This window comes from Paenibacillus paridis (assembly GCF_006345825.1).
Lineage (GTDB): Bacteria > Bacillota > Bacilli > Paenibacillales > Paenibacillaceae > Pristimantibacillus > Pristimantibacillus paridis.
Window position 1 is genome coordinate 365,616 of the sequence record NZ_VCIX01000087.1, and the last position, 16,864, is coordinate 382,479.

17 protein-coding genes are annotated in these 16,864 nt (G+C 49.2%); 3 read left to right on the forward strand and 14 right to left on the reverse strand.

Annotation, left to right across the window (positions count from 1 at the left end):
- Positions 1 to 19 precede the first annotated feature (19 nt).
- The gene (gene mtnA, locus FJQ58_RS17005; RefSeq protein ID WP_139995513.1) at positions 20 to 1,072 is read left to right on the forward strand and encodes an S-methyl-5-thioribose-1-phosphate isomerase; all 1,053 of its coding nucleotides are present in this window, start codon (positions 20 to 22) and stop codon (positions 1,070 to 1,072) included.
- A gap of 93 nt (positions 1,073 to 1,165) precedes the next feature.
- On the opposite strand, the gene FJQ58_RS17010 is transcribed toward mtnA, so the two are convergent.
- The 5 genes from FJQ58_RS17010 to FJQ58_RS17030 all read right to left on the reverse strand — a co-directional run bounded on the left by FJQ58_RS17010 (position 1,166) and on the right by FJQ58_RS17030 (position 3,758).
- Positions 1,166 to 1,471 carry a YunC family protein gene (locus FJQ58_RS17010; protein WP_139995515.1) on the reverse strand — a complete coding sequence of 102 codons (306 nt, stop codon included), beginning with the start codon at positions 1,469 to 1,471 and terminating at the stop codon, positions 1,166 to 1,168.
- Positions 1,472 to 1,717: 246 nt separating this feature from the next.
- Entirely contained in the window at positions 1,718 to 1,972 is a 255-nt protein-coding gene (locus FJQ58_RS17015) for a hypothetical protein (RefSeq protein ID WP_139995517.1), read from the reverse strand.
- Between the two features lie 30 nt (positions 1,973 to 2,002).
- Positions 2,003 to 2,527 (reverse strand): hypothetical protein, encoded by a 525-nt coding sequence (locus FJQ58_RS17020; RefSeq protein ID WP_139995519.1) that lies wholly within the window; start codon positions 2,525 to 2,527, stop codon positions 2,003 to 2,005.
- Between the two features lie 280 nt (positions 2,528 to 2,807).
- The gene (locus tag FJQ58_RS17025) at positions 2,808 to 3,155 is read right to left on the reverse strand and encodes a hypothetical protein (protein WP_139995521.1); all 348 of its coding nucleotides are present in this window, start codon (positions 3,153 to 3,155) and stop codon (positions 2,808 to 2,810) included.
- Between the two features lie 96 nt (positions 3,156 to 3,251).
- Positions 3,252 to 3,758 carry a TlpA family protein disulfide reductase gene (locus tag FJQ58_RS17030; protein WP_139995523.1) on the reverse strand — a complete coding sequence of 169 codons (507 nt, stop codon included), beginning with the start codon at positions 3,756 to 3,758 and terminating at the stop codon, positions 3,252 to 3,254.
- Between the two features lie 341 nt (positions 3,759 to 4,099).
- Between FJQ58_RS17030 and FJQ58_RS17035 the strand changes: the two genes are divergently transcribed.
- The gene (locus FJQ58_RS17035) at positions 4,100 to 4,642 is read left to right on the forward strand and encodes a hypothetical protein (RefSeq protein WP_139995525.1); all 543 of its coding nucleotides are present in this window, start codon (positions 4,100 to 4,102) and stop codon (positions 4,640 to 4,642) included.
- A 68-nt stretch (positions 4,643 to 4,710) separates the two neighbouring features.
- Here the strand turns inward: FJQ58_RS17035 and FJQ58_RS17040 are convergent, their stop codons facing one another.
- Both FJQ58_RS17040 and FJQ58_RS17045 read right to left on the reverse strand, forming a co-directional pair.
- Positions 4,711 to 6,603, reverse strand: coding sequence for a putative bifunctional diguanylate cyclase/phosphodiesterase (locus tag FJQ58_RS17040; protein WP_139995527.1), 1,893 nt, complete (start codon positions 6,601 to 6,603; stop codon positions 4,711 to 4,713).
- Positions 6,604 to 6,760: 157 nt separating this feature from the next.
- Complete coding sequence (locus FJQ58_RS17045; protein WP_139995529.1) at positions 6,761 to 7,141, reverse strand: DUF423 domain-containing protein; 381 nt, start codon at positions 7,139 to 7,141, stop codon at positions 6,761 to 6,763.
- A 63-nt stretch (positions 7,142 to 7,204) separates the two neighbouring features.
- On the opposite strand from FJQ58_RS17045, the gene FJQ58_RS17050 reads away from it, so the two are divergent.
- Positions 7,205 to 7,702 (forward strand): hypothetical protein, encoded by a 498-nt coding sequence (locus tag FJQ58_RS17050; RefSeq protein ID WP_139995531.1) that lies wholly within the window; start codon positions 7,205 to 7,207, stop codon positions 7,700 to 7,702.
- Between the two features lie 127 nt (positions 7,703 to 7,829).
- Here the strand turns inward: FJQ58_RS17050 and FJQ58_RS17055 are convergent, their stop codons facing one another.
- From FJQ58_RS17055 to FJQ58_RS17085, 7 genes are all read right to left on the reverse strand, one after another.
- Positions 7,830 to 10,922, reverse strand: a complete 3,093-nt coding sequence (locus FJQ58_RS17055; protein WP_139995533.1) for an AAA family ATPase — start codon at positions 10,920 to 10,922, stop codon at positions 7,830 to 7,832.
- Positions 10,919 to 12,094 carry an exonuclease SbcCD subunit D gene (locus FJQ58_RS17060; protein WP_139995535.1) on the reverse strand — a complete coding sequence of 392 codons (1,176 nt, stop codon included), beginning with the start codon at positions 12,092 to 12,094 and terminating at the stop codon, positions 10,919 to 10,921. The genes FJQ58_RS17055 and FJQ58_RS17060 overlap by 4 nt, the downstream gene beginning before the upstream one ends.
- A gap of 46 nt (positions 12,095 to 12,140) precedes the next feature.
- Complete coding sequence (locus tag FJQ58_RS17065; protein WP_139995537.1) at positions 12,141 to 12,359, reverse strand: hypothetical protein; 219 nt, start codon at positions 12,357 to 12,359, stop codon at positions 12,141 to 12,143.
- A 101-nt stretch (positions 12,360 to 12,460) separates the two neighbouring features.
- Positions 12,461 to 12,673, reverse strand: a complete 213-nt coding sequence (locus FJQ58_RS17070; protein ID WP_139995539.1) for a hypothetical protein — start codon at positions 12,671 to 12,673, stop codon at positions 12,461 to 12,463.
- A 69-nt stretch (positions 12,674 to 12,742) separates the two neighbouring features.
- Positions 12,743 to 14,188 carry a dihydropyrimidinase gene (gene hydA / locus FJQ58_RS17075; protein ID WP_139995541.1) on the reverse strand — a complete coding sequence of 482 codons (1,446 nt, stop codon included), beginning with the start codon at positions 14,186 to 14,188 and terminating at the stop codon, positions 12,743 to 12,745.
- Position 14,189: 1 nt separating this feature from the next.
- Entirely contained in the window at positions 14,190 to 15,494 is a 1,305-nt protein-coding gene (gene preA / locus FJQ58_RS17080) for an NAD-dependent dihydropyrimidine dehydrogenase subunit PreA (RefSeq protein ID WP_139995543.1), read from the reverse strand.
- Positions 15,487 to 16,857, reverse strand: coding sequence for an NAD(P)-dependent oxidoreductase (locus tag FJQ58_RS17085; protein ID WP_139995545.1), 1,371 nt, complete (start codon positions 16,855 to 16,857; stop codon positions 15,487 to 15,489). The genes preA and FJQ58_RS17085 overlap by 8 nt, the downstream gene beginning before the upstream one ends.
- Positions 16,858 to 16,864: the final 7 nt, after the last annotated feature.

Consider the following 16,864-nt stretch of genomic DNA (forward strand, 5'->3'; position numbering starts at 1 on the left):
ACAGAGAGGATTTGACATCATGACAACTAATTATGCTGGCTTGCAATCGGTCATCTGGAACGAAAACAAGCTTGATTTGCTAGACCAACGGCTTTTGCCTGAAGAGATTATTTATTTACCGTTAGTAACCGCGGAGGACGTATGGGAGGCCATCCGCCATTTGAAAGTACGCGGCGCTCCGGCAATTGGCATTTCAGCTGCCTACGGAGTTGTTCTTGGCAGCCGCGATGAGCAATCGTCAGAAGCTTGGCTCGCGCAAGTGAACAAGCAAGCCGAATATTTGGCGACATCCAGGCCGACAGCCGTTAACTTGTTCTGGGCGCTTGACCGCATGAAAGCAGCGGCAGCTTCTTTCGTCGCTCAAGGCTTGTCCCTTGAGGAGAGCAAAGCCGCTCTGCTTACGGAAGCCATTGCGATCCAGAGCGAAGACGAAGAGACAAACCGCATGATAGGCGAGAACGCGTTGTCGCTGTTCAAGGATGATATGGGCGTTCTTACCCACTGTAACGCAGGCGGCCTTGCAACTGCCAAATACGGTACAGCGCTTGCTCCCTTCTACTTGGCATTGGAGCGTGGAATTACGCTTCGCGTCTATGCCGATGAAACCCGTCCCGTGCTGCAAGGCGCGCGGCTGACTGCCTTCGAATTGCAGCAAGCCGGCGTAGACGTCACGCTGATCTGCGATAACATGGCCGGCATGATCATGGCTAAGGGATGGGTCGATGCTGTCATTGTTGGTACGGACCGCGTAGCAGCAAACGGTGATGTTGCGAACAAAATCGGCACGTACAGCGTTGCCGTCCTTGCGAAAGCGCATGGCATTCCTTTCTACGTAGCGAGCCCGCTCTCCACCATCGATCTGAGCACCCCAACCGGTGCTGAAATTCCGATTGAGGAGCGCAGTGCGGAAGAAATTACCGAAGGCTTCGGCAAGCGTACTGCGCCGCAAGGCATCAAAGTATACAATCCTGCATTCGACGTAACTCCGAGCGAATATGTAACAGCGATCATTACCGAAAAAGGCATCGTGCAAGCACCCTACGATGTTAACCTTCGCAAGCTGTTTGAATAATAGGTAAGAAGCATGGATAACGAAAAAGCCCTAACCTCATTTTGCGTGCAATTTTCGAATTGCTGCAACGGGTTAAGGCTTTTTTTGGCGTACTTAAAGCATCAATTGGAGCGCTTCCGAGCCTTTCATGCCTACAATGATACCGTTTGCTTCTGCCGTATGGGTAACCGACTCCAAAGGGGCCGCCATTAGCTCCTCCAGCGTGCGCACACCGACAGCACGGCCAGCTAATATTTCCCGGTCCTTCAATCTCTCGTTAAGCAGCGTAACGTCGAGCGCGCCGCACATAATATATCCTTTGTCCGTCATAATCGCGAGCAGCGTCGTTTTGGGCAGCTTCACTTCAACGCCAAGAACGGTCTCTCCATTTTCAAGTGTGAAAGGAACCATCCGCATCATATAAGGATCCACCCCCTTCGGTTCATGAGTAAGAGGCACTGCAACACCATTATATGCAAATGGTTTTTTCTCAGTGTTGGACGTTTGCTCATTTATGAGGAGGACGGGGCGCTTGAAAAGGAAAATCATAAAGCTCGTGACGAATTTATTTGCTAAGCTAACAAATTGAGCAGGTTAGTGATAGTTTGAAATAATTCTTGATTTTGAATAACCAAGCCATCCAGAAAAAAGGTTCACTTTATTAATTTATTTACATTCAATTAAATCATGCTGGCATCCAGCTTTTGGGTCATCAATCACAAGCCAATTTTTCTCTTTTACGTTTATATGCGCTTCACAATAATCTTCTGCATCCTCAACCGATTCAAACCAGTAGTCTGCAAAACAAGGTTTATCCTCGTGTGTATCATACAAGAATACATACGCTTCTTCATCCGTTTCATAGATCATTACTTTTTTAATTTTGTTCACTCGTTCTTCGAGAACTAGATATTTTCTCATTTATTTCCCCTTAATCAAGTTGCTCTTTTGTCATCGCTCCTCCTGATATTCTCCCCATCCTTTATAATGATAAAATGCTTGTAATGCTGCTCTGTAATTTGGGGCACTTACTTCCCATTTCTTCCAATACTGACCAATCATTAATTGATTATCTATTAATTCTTTTATCTCCTTATTTTCTGCAAATACATAATCATCAATGAAATCGGTAGAATAGTTAATATGCGGCTCCCATAATTCGTATTTAGTCTCTTTATCAGATCTTAGTGGCTTTAGTTCAGTTTGACTATATTTTATTCTTTCCTCTCCTTTTTTCCACCAAAACGAATTATTACCCCAATACATTTCACATGACCAAAATTCAGGAATTCCATGGTACACCATATCACCTTCAATTACTTCTCCCACATTTCTCCAAAAATAATTCATAAGGTTGATTGCTTCACTTTGATTAACAGGAAAGCGACTTATTAAATCAATTAATATGAAACGGCAATATAAAAATGAACTATAATCAGTATTAAACGCCCATACTTTGTTTTTATACATTCCCATGCTCTCTTCACCCTATCTTGATAAATTCTTACTTGCATGATTAGGGAATTCATGCTAACAAATTTCAATTAGAGGGAATTTGTCCCGCTAAAATATCTTTATTTTATCTATTCATAAAATAGATGGATTTTGTCCCGTTAATCTGGCCATTTCCTTATAATTCGAGGTGATTTGTTGAAATTAGAAGGACTAATTCCCTTTAATCTCCATAAAATCATGAATTCATTTAAATTAAAGGTAGAAATTCCAGCTAATGCTGACGAGGATAATTCAATATGTATTAACTTAAATCGAAGGTCGCCCAACCAGCGTCATGTATGTCTTGTTTTAGCTTGGAAAAATTACGATACGGCTTATAGCCGAATATTGTACGCGGGAATTCAATTTTTACTGGAGGATCGCTTAAAAATTCAATATACATTGGTTTTGCTGTTATATCTCGCCAAGCAATCGTTTTGCTTTGAAGTTTTAATTCATTTACTGCTTCAAGTGATAATTGATTTTGTTCAGCCATCTGATCCACAAATCTATTTTTGCAGCTTTCAAAATCAATAAACCGCTCAACTCGCTCTTCGCTTTTGTAAAATATGCCCTTTTCATTGATCCGTACAATGTCTTTATACTTCATAACAATCATCCTTACAATAAGAATAAAATCATTATAATCCTATTTGTTCATCTATCAGAATTATGTTTTTTATTCAAATGAATACACGATCAAGCACTAATTCAACAAACTAAGAAACTGCTCCGCGATCACCACCGGATCGGCTGAGCCAATGATTTCATTTACAACCGTTCCGTCACGGTTAACAAAAAACATCGAAGGAAACCCTTGAGCACCGAGCTTATTGTACAGTTCAGACCCCTCATCCAGTAGAACGGGATACTCAATGTTGTGCTTGGTTATGTATTTTTCGACTTCCTCTTTGTCATCACGAGCTATGACATTGATGCCATAGAGATTAATTTTGTCTTTGAACTCTTGATGCAATTTCACAACTTCAGGAGCGTCTTGATTACAATAGGGGCACCATGATGTAAAAAATAAAAGCACAGAAGGCTTATCGTCGAAACGAACTGCATTTGTTTTCTCGACCATATCCTTTAATTCAAAGGCGTCCAATGTAGTGACCGCAACATTTTTTGTATAATATTTAACCACACCCAGCAGTGCAACTATCGTAATCATTATAATGATTATCGGGAAAACTTTTTTTAATTTGCTCATGTCTTCTCTCCTATGTGTCTCTATTTGGTATTTGCCAGTTAGATCTAAGGAGCAAGGTTATGTAATATTATCACATATCTTTATTCGCTCCCGCGTTATTCTTCCAAATTATTCTAACACGAACTACCCTCGCCAGTCTTCAAAATTAGTTATCTTTACCCTAAAATTTGCACGCTGCGACATAACCTAATATTTAACTTCCTGAGCTTTTACTTTATGCTTCCCTGTACAATTTCTGTGCAAAATTTAATGTTGCTATAGAAGATAAATTCACAGGAACAACTATATGTAATTTCATTTTAGTGGTATATTAGTACTACACTAGACAGTCCGGAGGTCCTATGGAAAAACATTCCTTATCTCCTGATCAATCATCCTTTGTTTTTAACATTGAGGTGCTTGTTGAAGGAAAAAACAATGCTGCTGCATTGGAGCAATTGCTCCATGCGTTGAATAGTGCTAATTTGGTAGATTTTCGAATTTTATCGGGTATCCAGCTTGGCGAGCAAATCGAGCTTCGGACCAAGAATGCTCAATCCGTTCAACCCGTAGCAATACCTTCCAGCTCAAATGTTAGCGCTACCATATCAAGTGCAGCTGCTGAGCAGCAGACTAACAACGAAGAAAAGAACAAAACGAAAAAAACAGACAAACCTGCTGTAGATGCTTATGATACCTTGAGTTATTTCGAGAAGATCAAAGCCATCATGAAAAACAATACTCTCATTAGGCTGATCGTTAACAAGGGGCTTGGCATTAAACTCAGCATCCCTTGCAGAATTATTAACATGGATGAATCCGAAAATATCATTACCGTCTACCATGTGGACGAAAAACAAGTATATACGTTCCGCCTCAACGAGATCGAGGATTTTTCTTACTAGGAACAACAACAGCTACAACAACAAAAAAACCGTTCATTGACTGCCTAACAGCCAAAGAACGGTTTTTTTTATACGTAACCTGGCGATAACATCTGTTCAATATTGTCGCTTGATACGGGCGGGCTCCAGAAGTAACCCTGCATCTCATCGCACTTATGCTTTTTCAAGAACTCCATTTGGGCTTCCGTCTCAACGCCCTCGGCAATGACTTGAATGTTCAAGTTATGCGCCATTGCGATAATCGCAGCCACAATTTCCGCATCGCTTGGATCCTGCTGAATATCGCGAACGAACGAACGGTCGATTTTCAGACGGTCTATTGGAAAGTTTTTCAAATAGTGAAACGAGCTATACCCCGTCCCAAAATCATCCACGCTAATATTGACGCCCAAATCCGTTAAATCAAGCAAGCAACGAGATACATGGCTAACATCCATCGTCATCGATTCCGTAATTTCAAGATCCAAATATTTGGCATCCAATCCCGTTTGCTTAAGCACGTCTGCAACCTTGCTTGCCAGGTCATTTTGGACAAATTGCCTGATCGATAGATTGACGGAGACGGGAATAGCAGGCAGACCCGCATCTTGCCAAGCCTTGTTCTGACGGCACGCTTCTTCCAGCACCCATGCGCCAATCTGCACAATCATCCCGCTTTCCTCAGCTAGAGGAATAAAGCTGCCTGGCGGGATCATACCTTTCAGAGGATGATTCCAACGTACGAGCGCTTCGACGCCGACCATGCTGCCAGAGACCAGATCATACTGCGGTTGATAATGAAGAATAAATTCATTGCGCTGAATCGCGCGGTACATTTCATGCTGGAGGGTCAGCCGCTCTAAGGATGAATTGCTCCAGGTTTCGGAATAAAGCAGGCAATCGTTCTTGCCGCTTTCCTTCACTTTAACGAGCGCCATATCGGCCTTCTTAATCAACGCATAGCTGTCGTCATCTTCAATATTGTTTGTGACCGATCCGATGCTTGCCGTGATATGCAAGGGAAAACCGCTAAGCTCATAAGGCTCTTCTATTGATTTGAGCAGCTGTCTCGACAGCTCAAGCAAGTGCTTCTCCGACTCCAGATTGCAAAACAATAAAGCAAACTCGTCGCCTTCCATACGGGCTGCAAAATCATTTTCAGAGAGATCACGGTTCAGTCTCTCCGCTACCTGCATCAATAAAATATCACCAAATTCGCGGCCGAAGGACGCATTGACCAGCTTGAAGCGATCCAAATCCAAATAACAGATGCCGACTACACGGTTCTCTTCCTTCGCCCTGCCCAGCGTTTCGGTTAGCCTCATTTGGAACAAGGTGCGATTGGGCAACCCCGTCATGTCGTCATAATAAGCCATATAGCGAATGCGTTCGACATTTCTCTTGCGATCGCTCAAATCCTGGCTCAGCAATACAGTACCAATGACGTCACCGTCCTGCAACATAGGCGAGCACGTTACTTGAAGCTCCAGCGGAAAACCGGATCCATGAGTTATATTCAAGTTTGTTTGCTTCGTCTCGCCGTGCAGCGTTCGCTCCAGCGCTTCAAGCAGTTGAGGCTTGCTTGCCGGTTCTACGATTCGTGAAATCGGCTCTCCCAGCATCTCCGTGCGCTGATAGCCAAGCGTACGGCTGGAGGCTTCATTCAGCTCCATCACGATCCCGCTTCTGTCCAATACCGCGAGCGGGAAAGCATCCGACTGAAGCAATGTCTCAACGATAGCCGTATGGTAATGCTGAAAGCTGTACGTTTCATTCCGTTTTATATACACGATTACTGCAGTTACGAACAATGATGCTGCTATTGCCAAAGCAGTCCATTTATACATCGGGTTAGCGATGAATAAGAAGGATACGCTGATCCATACCAACGCAAGTGCTGCCAGCAAACAGCTAATAATCAAAGGTCCTTTTGACAGCTGCTGCTGCTTTCTTTCAGGAAAACCATCCATCCGTTTCGTCACGCACAAACGTCCTTCCTCTATTCCGAGTCAAGTGAGTGTTCGCTTTATTATAAACGATGTAGGCGTTCCGGTATAGAAATATTTACTAAAGCATCTCGTATTTTTGTTGTAAAACAGCAATTTATGTCGCTAACCCTTTTTTTGCCAAATGTTTACCCTAAACTTTTGATTTTTTCAATGCTGCCGTAATCACGCAAACCCAGCCTGCTAGCATAGCAGCACCGCCAATCGGAGTAATCATGCCCAGCTTGCTAAAGCTCGTAAGTGACAATACATACAAACTGCCGCTAAAAATTACTGTTCCCGCTAGAATAAGGCGGCCTCCGTTCATAACGAGCCTGCTCTCGCCAGCCTGCTTTGCAAACAGAGAAATCAGCATAAGCGCAATCGCGCTATACATATGATAGCGGACGCCGGTTTCAAATATTTCAAGGTAATGTTCTGTCAAATGCTCCTCCAATCCGTGTGCACCGAAAGCGCCCAGAGCAATAGCAAGCGCTGCATTAATTCCGCCAATCGCAAAATATTTTGGAAACATGTGGTTTTCATTCCTTTCATTTTTGTGTATAATTTTCCGTAATTAGCAAAGGAGTCGATAGAAATGGATAATGAGCCAAAAAATGATTTTAACAATTCTTCTGTGAACGAACCTTATGCGCCAAGGCCGATTTTCTCAAATGAGAATTCCGACATTTTGGTCGTAAAAAAACACTCAGGTCTCGGCATCGCGGCATTCATCATCGGTTTAATTTGTGTAGTCATCGTAATTATCGGTGGCGTAACAGGCAGTTCCTTAGTTGACCAACTCGCAAACTCAGATCTAATCATAACAGATCCAAATGATACACAAGCCATCCAAGAATCGATAGAAGCGCTTGGTGAAGATGCACTAATAGCCATGTCATTAACGCTGCTATGCCTCGTTGGCGCTGGCATGTTGGCATTCGTTGGCCTCATCTTGGCCATCATCGCCGCCTGCTCCAGCAAACGCCGCAAGATGTTCGGCGTGATTGGCATTTTAGTTAACGTCCTTGTTATCGTAGCTGGCATCAGCTTGTTCTTCTCAGGCATCGCCTCTATTGCAAGCAGCGTGGCCTAAACGGATATCTTTATGCGCTGTGAAAAGTCTGCTTTCTCCGCAATCAAGCGGCGGAAGCAGACTTTTTGTTTGCATGAAACGCGCCGCATCGCGAGCGGGAGACGACAGCTGTTTCATCATGTTCCGTTTACTTTACCGTTATGGATGTGCGACTAAAGCCCTCTCTTGTTTTGACTACCTCAAGGCAAGCCGGGAAAGCCTCCTTCAACTCCTGCACATGGGAAATCACGCCGATCATTCTTCCTGACTTCTGCAAGTCGACGAGCGCCGTAATGGCCTTTTGGAGCGACTCCTCATCCAGCGAGCCAAAACCTTCATCGATCAGCATCATCTCAATGGTTACGCCGCCTAAATGGGACTGAATGACGTCTGTCATGCCCAGCGCGAGGCAAAGCGAAGCATTGAATTTCTCGCCGCCGGACAAGGTTTTCACATCCCTGTTCTGCCCGGTATAACCATCGTACACATCAAGCCCCAAGCCGCTCTGCTTCCCTCTAACCTCGAGCCGGTCGCTTCGCTGCAAGGAAAACTGTCCACCGGAAAGATCGCGCAGTCGCGCATTAGCCGCAAACAAAATCTGTTCCAGAAACTCAATTAGAATGTAACGTTCGAACGAGATTTTAAGCGCATTATCCCCCTTCAGCATTTGGAAAATGTCCATGACTTCCTCCAGCTTTGCTTCCAGCTCTTTTACGTGCTCGCTTGCCCTTCCGATCGACCCCGACAAGCGGCGAGCGACTTCGCCCGTGCGAAGAGCGGTATGGCTTGCTGCTTGCACTTGCTCTAGCTGGAGCTTGCATGCAGCAAGCTTTGCCTTTCGATCGTCCAAATCAACCTTTGGCTTATCGTTCAGCTCGGCGGCAAGCTCTAGGATCTGCTGGGTTACGAGCGACACAGCCGAGTGGTATGCCGCGATATCCTGCCCAAGCTGATCGCGCACCGTCTCAGGGAGCGCTGCCTCCGCGTATTGCTCTGCTGTTGCAAAGCCAGCCTTTTGCAATCCTTCAAGAAAACGCTGCTCCGCAAGCTGCCTATTGCTATTAGACTCCTCTAGCTGCCGTTCCGACTGATCGACATAAGCTCTTTGCTCCGCAAGCTTTGCAGACGTTAATTGCAGCTGCTCCTGGGCTGATTTCCAAGCTTCCGCAAGTGACTTGGCGGCTGCCTGCTGCGCATGGATCCTCGTTTGCAACCGTTCGGGTGTACGCAGTTGTTCCGGTACACGGTCAAGCTCCTTCTGCAGAGCCGATTGCAGCGAGGCCCGCTCCAGGCTGAACCGCTGCTGGGCCTGCTGTAGCTGCTCTTTTGCTGCCTGCGTCTGCTCCAGCTTTATCTCGAGCTGCTCCAATTGCTGCTTAAGCTCCGGAAGCAGCTTGGCTCTCGCCAGCAGCCGATCCGTGACTTCCTTTAGCCTGCGCCACTGCTGCTGCAGCTCCGATCGCTGCTCCTCCAGCCGGGCAGCTTCCAGCCCATACTCCGCAAGCTCGCGCGCGCCTTCCTCTCTTGTCGCTTTCGCGGCTGCTGCCTGCGCACGCGCTTCCAGCCATTCACGCTCTACCGCGCTTAGCTGTGCCTTGGCCTCCTGTAACCGTTCGCGCGAAGGCACTTCCTGGCTTGCGACCGCCTTCTCCGGATGCTCTTCACTTCCGCATACAGGGCAGGGCTTACCGTCATGCAAATGAGCGGCAAGCAGCGTCGCCTGTCCCTCGATCCAGGAAGACTCTAGCCGGTCATGCTCCTCTTTGGCTTTGGCTAAGGCCTCCGCATATTCCTTCTCGAGCTGGGCGTAACGGGACATTTCCTTCTCCACGTCGACCAAACGCTTTAGCTGCTTTCCCTGCTGTTCCACTAAGCGAAGCTTGTCCAGCTTCTCCGTTAATTCGGCTGTGCCCAGTTCTATTTCCTTCACCTGCTGGCCGGCTGCCTGCTTCTGCTCACGCAGCTGCGCAAGCAAGTGATCTGACGCATTCAGCTTCGAAGCAGAATCCTGCTCGGCTTGCATCAGCTTGTCGATGGCCTTCTGTTGACTGGCAAGCGTATTTACGATCGGCGCCATCTCCAGCAGCTTGCTCAGCTCCCGCTCAGCATCCAGTCGCTCATCCTCGCGTTTCGCCTCGGCGGCATGGCGCGCAGCCGCCAGCGCGTGCTCCTGCTCCGCCTTTTCCTTGCTTGCTTGCCTGTCAGCAAGCTGTTTTCGCTTGGCTTCCGCGTCAGCAGCTGCCCGATCGGCCTGCTCTTTGTAAGGCGTCAGATGCGCTGCCTTCTCAGCAAGCGCCAGCTGCTGTGTTTTGAGCTCATAATTCCTGTTCTGGGCATCCAACTGCTGCTTCTGCGCAAGCTTCTTATCCTGATCCTCATGCTTGCTATTCACGGCTATCGCAAGCCGAAGCTTAGCTTCCTCTGCCTCAAGCTGCAAAGCCAAAGCAGCTTTCTCCGCTTCCGCTTGCGCGGCTTGTTTTTGATAAAATTCAAACTCCAGCTCCAGCGCTTCCGTGACTTGGGCGGCGCTATACACCTCCTGCTTGAAGGTACGCGCAAGCTCGCTGTCTTCCCGCTCCGGCAGTGCTTCCTGTACCTGCGTCATATAGGCATTTGCAGTCGCCTTCGCTTCCTTCAGCTGATCCTGAAGCAATCGGTTTTTTTGCTGAAATCGGCCCTCCAGCCGCTCATAAAGCTGCGTCCGGAAGATTTTGCGTAAAATTTCTTCCTTATTATCCGTATCCGATGTCAGCAGCTTGCGGAATTCCCCTTGCGGCAGCATCACAATCTGGCTGAATTGTTCCTTGGTCAATCCGATTATTTGCTCAAGCTTCGCATTCACATCAGAGACGATAAAGCGGTCAACTGCCGGAACGGCTTCGCCGCTCGTCGTTTCATACAGCTCCGCTTTGCCGCCAGTCTCGCTTTTGTTCCCGCCCTTGCGATGCGGCATTTGCCTAATCACCAGATAGCTTCTACGGCCTATCGCAAAATCGAACTGAACAGCCGTATGCGTGTCCTCAGCTGCAAAGTGGCTCCGAAGCATGCGCGGATCGGAGCGGTCCTCCCCGCTTGCGGTCCCATAAAAAGCAAAGCATATGGCATCGAAAATGGACGTTTTCCCCGCTCCCGTGTTACCGGATATGACAAATAAGCGGCGATGCTCCAATTGGGTGAAATCGATCGTTTCCGTATCCCGGTACGAACCGAAGGCAGTCATCGTAAGCTTGATCGGCTTCATATGGCGTCTCCTTCCTCACGCAGCAGCTCGGCATACGTGTCTGCAAACATTCGTTTTTTGGCATCGGAGAGCGCTTGGCCTTTAACCTCGTGATAAAAAGCAGCAAAAAGATCAACAGGATCGGCTTCCCGCCTTCCCGTTCCTCCGGCAGCATCAGCGGCCACACCATCCGCATGGATACCGCCCGTCGGCAGCGGCCTGCGCTCCACGTGAAGCGCATTCGGATAAACCGCCCGCACCTTCTCCATCGGGAATAACACCGGATTTTCATTAAGCAGTGTGACAAACACATAGTCTTCATTAATCGGATGCTTTTCGATTTCTTCAATGAAAGCCGTAACTCGGCGCATATTGCGAAGCGGCTTCAGCTCACGCTTGTCGATCCTAGCGCCACCCGCCTCATCCAGCTCAATAACCAAATACCCTTTCGCGTGGCTTTCTTCCGATATTGAATATTTAAGCGGCGAGCCCGCATACCGAATCGTATCGTTCCGCACAAAATGCGCCTGATGCAAATGGCCGAGCGCCGTATAATGAAAGCCTTCGAAATACGCTGCGCTCACATGCTCCGCACCGCCGACCGACAGCGGCCGCTCCGAATCGCTCGTATTCAGCTCAGGCTCACCTGTTGCCGTAATGAAGGCATGTCCAACAAAAACATGACGGGCTGCCGGATCCATACCGGACTTTAGCTTTGCCGTTATGACTCTCATCGCATCATCATGCGTTCTGATCGACTCCTCACTAAGCTGATAGCGAACTAGCGCCGGATCTGCATACGGGATCAGATGAAAATGCACTTCGCCAAAAGAATCCCGCAACACCACCGGTTTCATCTCATCCTTTAGCTGCCCGACCAAATGAAGGCCTCTGCTTTCCATTAGCTTCGTGCCAAAATTAATCCGATCCGGGCTGTCATGATTGCCTGATATCGCAAGCACCGGCGTGTTCAAGCCGATAACGATGTGTGCAAGAAGCTCGTCGAGCAGCTCAACCGCCTCGGTTGGCGGTACCGCGCGGTCATATAGATCACCTGCAATAATAACGGCATCCGGCCGTTCCAATTCAATGGCTTCCAGCAGCTGCTGCAGCACATAACGCTGGTCTTCCGTCATATATACTCCCTGGACGAGCTTGCCCAAATGCCAGTCCGCCGTATGAAATAGCTTCATTCGCCTCATTCATCCTTTCCAATATTTCAAACAAATCTTCTACCTTTTATATTACCATTTGCCGCTGTGCCGCGCATAGTGCACCATAATCGGCGCCCGTATATATGAACAAATGCCCTTCGTTCATCGTTTCACCCATACCCCCCGCCATCTCAAAAAGCCACAGCCGCATACTGGGCCAGCATGCGGCTGTGGCTATTCGATATCCATTCACTTCATTATTCATCATTTGCTTTTCAACTTCGATATCCGTTATCCATTCCATAGCGACTCCTTAAGAACGCTTTTAAACTCGTAGCTCCATATCGTACGGGAACGGCCATTGCCCAGGAAATGAAAATGCCGATGTGAACGATCCAATAGAAACTAATCCTTGCGAGATTGCTTAATTAGCAAGTTCGCAAAATATTTGCGTGCATCCGCCGTCTCCACCAGCAAAGAGGTCTCATCGCCGCCGGGATGCTTTAGCTCCAGCCAATCGCCGCTTAAGCCTTCCCGTACGCCAGTGATGATATATTCCTTTTCGATATAAGCATCGATTTTGTTTTTCTCCCGAACATAGTGCTCATATGCGGACATGCCTCACCCTCCTCCGCTGCTTTTACGTCTACAACTGATCCAAGCACTGGTCCTTGCTCTGCTCCAGCTTTACTGCTTCACCTTTTGCTTCCCGCCCGCCTCCGACGCTCCGGTGAAATTAATTTCAACCCCATGCTGATAAGGCGTCCTCTTCAAATACCGGCCTGCTCCAAGCGAACCGACGAATTGCTGGTCTTGAATGACAAACTCGCCGCGAGAGAGCACGCTTATCGGCACGCCGGTTACCTGCATTCCTTCGTACGGATTGTAGTCCACATTCATGTGATGGGTTGCAACGGAGAGCGTACGCTCTGCGTGAGGATCGAAAATAACGATATCCGCATCGCTTCCGACTGCAATCGTTCCTTTGCGGGGAAACAAGCCAAAGAGCTTTGCGCTTCGCGTCGATACGATATCAACGAACTCATTTAATGAGATTCGTCCTTTGGTCACGCCCTCTGAGAAAAACAATGAGAACCGATCCTCGATGGTAGGGCCTCCGTTCGGTATTTTGCTGAAATCGCCTATGCCAAGATCCTTTTGCCCCTCAAAATTAAAAGAGCACTGGTCCGAGCCCAGCGTCTGCAATTGCCCGCTCTTCAGCGCACGCCACAATGCCTCCTGATGGGACGCTTCGCGAAGCGGCGGTGACCACACATACTTGGCTCCCTCAAAATCCGGCTTCTCCAAATAAGACTGATCCAGCACCAAATATTGCGGGCAAGTCTCACCCCACACATCCGCGCCCTGATTGCGCGCCTCCGCAATTTGCTGCACCGCCTCCGCGCAGGTGACGTGGACAACATATAGCCTTGCACCGGCAAGCGCTGCCAGCTTGGCCGCCCGTCCGGTAGCTTCGCCTTCAATGATCGATGGCCGTGTCAGCGCGTGGTAAATCGGTGCCGTGTTCCCTTCCTCCAGCGCTTTATGGATGAGAAACTCAATGACGTCGCCATTTTCCGCGTGCACCATAACCATGGCTCCCAGCTCCTTGGCAGCGAGCATCGTGCGGAACAACGTTCCGTCATCTGCCTGAAATACGTTTTTGTAGGCCATAAATACTTTCAACGATGTAATGCCCTCTTCCTTGACGACAGACGGAAGCTCCGCGAGCACCTCATCATTGATCTCTCCAATCATCAGATGGAAGCCATAATCGATTACCGCTTTGTCGCGGGCTTTGTTATGCCAATCCTCAATCGCGCTCTTCAGCGGCTTCCCCTTTGTCGTTAGGCAAAAATCCACAATCGTAGTCGTACCGCCAAAAGCTGCCGCCTGCGTCCCCGTTGCAAAATCGTCCGCCGTCACGGTCCCGCCAAAAGGCATCTCAAGATGCGTATGCGGATCAACCCCACCTGGGAAGACATACATGCCCGATGCGTCTATGGTTTCATCAGCCTCCGAATCCAGCTCTTTGCCGATTTTGGCAATGATGCCTCCTTTAATCAGCACATCTGCCGCGTACATATCGGCTGCCGTAATGATTATCCCATTTTTAATGAGCCGCGCCGTCATCTCACACCGCCTCCTTCTTATCGGTCCCGTCTGCTTCCTTGCCTTTGCCTATGGCTGCAATCGCCGCTTGCCGCTGATTCCAGCTGAGCGGCAGCTCTGTGGACGGCACCTCGATCATTGAGATCGCCCCTTCTACCGGACAAACGATGGAACAAAGGTTGCATCCGACGCAATCCTCCTCGCGAACCTTAAGGTACGCGGCGCCGTGCTCGTCCGTATGGCGCTCGATGCACTGATGCGACGTATCCTCGCAAGCAATATGGCATTTGTTGCAAACGATGCAGGTTTCCTGTTCAATCCTTGCAACTACAGCATAATTGAGATCAAGATCGCCCCAATCCGAGTAACGCTCGACCGATTTGCCGATGAGCTCCGTCACTGAATTCAATCCCTTATCCTCCAAATAATGGTTTAATCCGTCAATCATGTCCTCGACAATGCTGAAGCCGTGATGCATAGCCGCCGTACAAATCTGAACGCCCGTCGAGCCCATTAAGATAAACTCCACCGCATCCCGCCAGTTCGATATGCCGCCAATGCCCGATATCGGAACGCCGACCAGCGGATTGCGCGCGCATTCGGCTACCATATTAAGCGCAATCGGCTTGACCGCAGGCCCGCAATAGCCGCCGTGTGCGCCTTTGCCGCCGACATGCGGAACCGTATTCCAGGTATCGATATCTACGCCTGCCAGCGAGTTGATCGTGTTAATAAGCGAGATCGCATCCGCCCCGCCGCGGACAGCCGCTTTCGCCGTAGCCGTAATATCCGTAATATTAGGCGTCAGCTTTACGATGACCGGCGTCTGCGCAGCCTCCTTCACCCACATGGTCTGCATTTCAACCAAATCCGGCTGCTGCCCGGAAGCAGCGCCCATGCCCCGCTCAGCCATCCCGTGCGGACAGCCAAAATTCAGCTCCAGTCCGTCTACTCCGATCGCTTCAACCTTTTTTACGATCTCATGCCACTTCTCCCGCTTCGGCTCCACCATTAAGGAAACGATAATGGCATGGCCAGGGAATCTTTTTTTCGTTTCATAGATTTCCTTCAGGTTTACCTCGAGCGGACGGTCTGAAATCAGCTCGATGTTGTTGAAACCAGCCACGCGCTGGCCGTTGAAATGAACCGCCGCAAAGCGCGAGGATGTGTTAATAATCGGATCGCCTAACGTTTTCCATACGGCCCCGCCCCAGCCCGCTTCGAATGCCCGCTGCACCTGATATCCGGTATTCGTTGGCGGGGCCGAAGCAAGCCAAAAGGGATTCGGGGAGGCAATGCCAGCCAAATTAATTCGCAAATCAGCCATATCGTTCACTCCTCGCACTAAACCTAGCGTTGATCGCATGCGCAGCAAGCTTGCCCTGCTGGGCGGCGGCTACAACCATTGCTTCGCCTTGGCCTTCCCCGAAGATGACATCGCCTGCCGCGTAAACGCGGGGATTCGAGGTTTGATGCGTACTTGCGTTCACAGTGACGATGCCCCGCTTATGATCAAGGCCTAGCTGCTCGACGAGCGGCAAATGCCTTGATTGCCCGATCGCCTTAATCACAGCATCCACCTCCAGCAGGTAGGGTAGGCCCTCCGGCACCGGCTTCTTGCGTATGCCCTCCTCGGCAGCTTCGAGCCGCATAGGCTGGCATTCAAGTGCTGCGACTTTACCATCCTCATCGCCAATAATTCGAATCGGAGCGCTTAGCCATTCGAACGTCACGCCATCCTGCTTGGCGAACTCAAATTCAAAGTCGTAAGCGGTCATCTCCGCCCTCGTCCGGCGATAGACCATCTTCACGCTCGCAGCTCCGAGCCGTACCGAGCAAGTGGCAGCGTCTACCGCCGTATTGCCCGCACCGATTACTGCCACCCTTTTACCAACGAGGTCCGTCACCAGCTCAGCTTTTGTCGCTTCGACAAAATCAATCGCATCATATACGCCAGTTAACTGCTCGCCCTCAATGCCCAGATCGGGCACCTTGGACATGCCTGCCGCTAGAACGAGCGCCTCATGCTGCGAGAATAGCTCCTCTATGCTTATATCTTGGCCTACCTTAGTGTTTGTCCTGATCTCGACGCCTAGCTGTCTCACCTGCTCGACCTCCCAAAGCGAGATGCTCTTCGGCAAACGAAACGATACGATGCCATACGTATCCAGGCCCCCTGCCTGCTCCTTCGCCTCATAAACCGTTACGGCAAAGCCAAATCGCGCAAGCTCGCGCGCGGCGGATAACCCCGCGGGGCCTCCGCCTATAATTCCGACCGACTTCCCGTTGCTCGCTCCCGCCGCAAACAACGGCTGCCCGCGCTTGATCGCCCAGTCCGTCGCATAGCGCTGAAGCTGCCCGATCATAATCGGCTTGGAGGAATGATTCAGCACACAAGCCCCTTCGCAAAGTTCCTCCGTCGGACATACCCTAGCGCAGGTAGCCCCTACCGGATTAGCATCCATAATGGCTCGCGCTGACCCTTTCATGTTGCCGGAGGCAATTTTTTTGATAAAGGAAGGAATATTGATGCCGGTCGGGCACGCCTGAATACACGGGGCGTCATAGCAGTACAAACAGCGATTCGATTCCTCAATCGCTTCCTTTGGCCGCATCCCCGCCTTCACCTCGGCAAAATTACGCCTCAGCGCTTCAGCGGGAATAAAAGCGGCGTTCACCGATACTCCCATCACAGTT

What these genes read in the sequence shown, in the direction of transcription:
- mtnA (WP_139995513.1), top strand. Translation starts at nt 20, where the DNA reads ATGACAACTAATTATGCTGGCTTGCAATCGGTCATCTGGAACGAAAAC.
- FJQ58_RS17010 (WP_139995515.1), bottom strand. Translation starts at nt 1,471, where the DNA reads ATGATGCGGATGGTTCCTTTCACACTTGAAAATGGAGAGACCGTTCTT.
- FJQ58_RS17015 (WP_139995517.1), bottom strand. Translation starts at nt 1,972, where the DNA reads ATGAGAAAATATCTAGTTCTCGAAGAACGAGTGAACAAAATTAAAAAA.
- FJQ58_RS17020 (WP_139995519.1), bottom strand. Translation starts at nt 2,527, where the DNA reads ATGGGAATGTATAAAAACAAAGTATGGGCGTTTAATACTGATTATAGT.
- FJQ58_RS17025 (WP_139995521.1), bottom strand. Translation starts at nt 3,155, where the DNA reads ATGAAGTATAAAGACATTGTACGGATCAATGAAAAGGGCATATTTTAC.
- FJQ58_RS17030 (WP_139995523.1), bottom strand. Translation starts at nt 3,758, where the DNA reads ATGAGCAAATTAAAAAAAGTTTTCCCGATAATCATTATAATGATTACG.
- FJQ58_RS17035 (WP_139995525.1), top strand. Translation starts at nt 4,100, where the DNA reads ATGGAAAAACATTCCTTATCTCCTGATCAATCATCCTTTGTTTTTAAC.
- FJQ58_RS17045 (WP_139995529.1), bottom strand. Translation starts at nt 7,141, where the DNA reads ATGTTTCCAAAATATTTTGCGATTGGCGGAATTAATGCAGCGCTTGCT.
- FJQ58_RS17050 (WP_139995531.1), top strand. Translation starts at nt 7,205, where the DNA reads ATGGATAATGAGCCAAAAAATGATTTTAACAATTCTTCTGTGAACGAA.
- FJQ58_RS17055 (WP_139995533.1), bottom strand. Translation starts at nt 10,922, where the DNA reads ATGAAGCCGATCAAGCTTACGATGACTGCCTTCGGTTCGTACCGGGAT.
- FJQ58_RS17060 (WP_139995535.1), bottom strand. Translation starts at nt 12,094, where the DNA reads ATGAAGCTATTTCATACGGCGGACTGGCATTTGGGCAAGCTCGTCCAG.
- FJQ58_RS17065 (WP_139995537.1), bottom strand. Translation starts at nt 12,359, where the DNA reads ATGGAATGGATAACGGATATCGAAGTTGAAAAGCAAATGATGAATAAT.
- FJQ58_RS17070 (WP_139995539.1), bottom strand. Translation starts at nt 12,673, where the DNA reads ATGTCCGCATATGAGCACTATGTTCGGGAGAAAAACAAAATCGATGCT.
- hydA (WP_139995541.1), bottom strand. Translation starts at nt 14,188, where the DNA reads ATGACGGCGCGGCTCATTAAAAATGGGATAATCATTACGGCAGCCGAT.
- preA (WP_139995543.1), bottom strand. Translation starts at nt 15,494, where the DNA reads ATGGCTGATTTGCGAATTAATTTGGCTGGCATTGCCTCCCCGAATCCC.
- FJQ58_RS17085 (WP_139995545.1), bottom strand. Translation starts at nt 16,857, where the DNA reads ATGGGAGTATCGGTGAACGCCGCTTTTATTCCCGCTGAAGCGCTGAGG.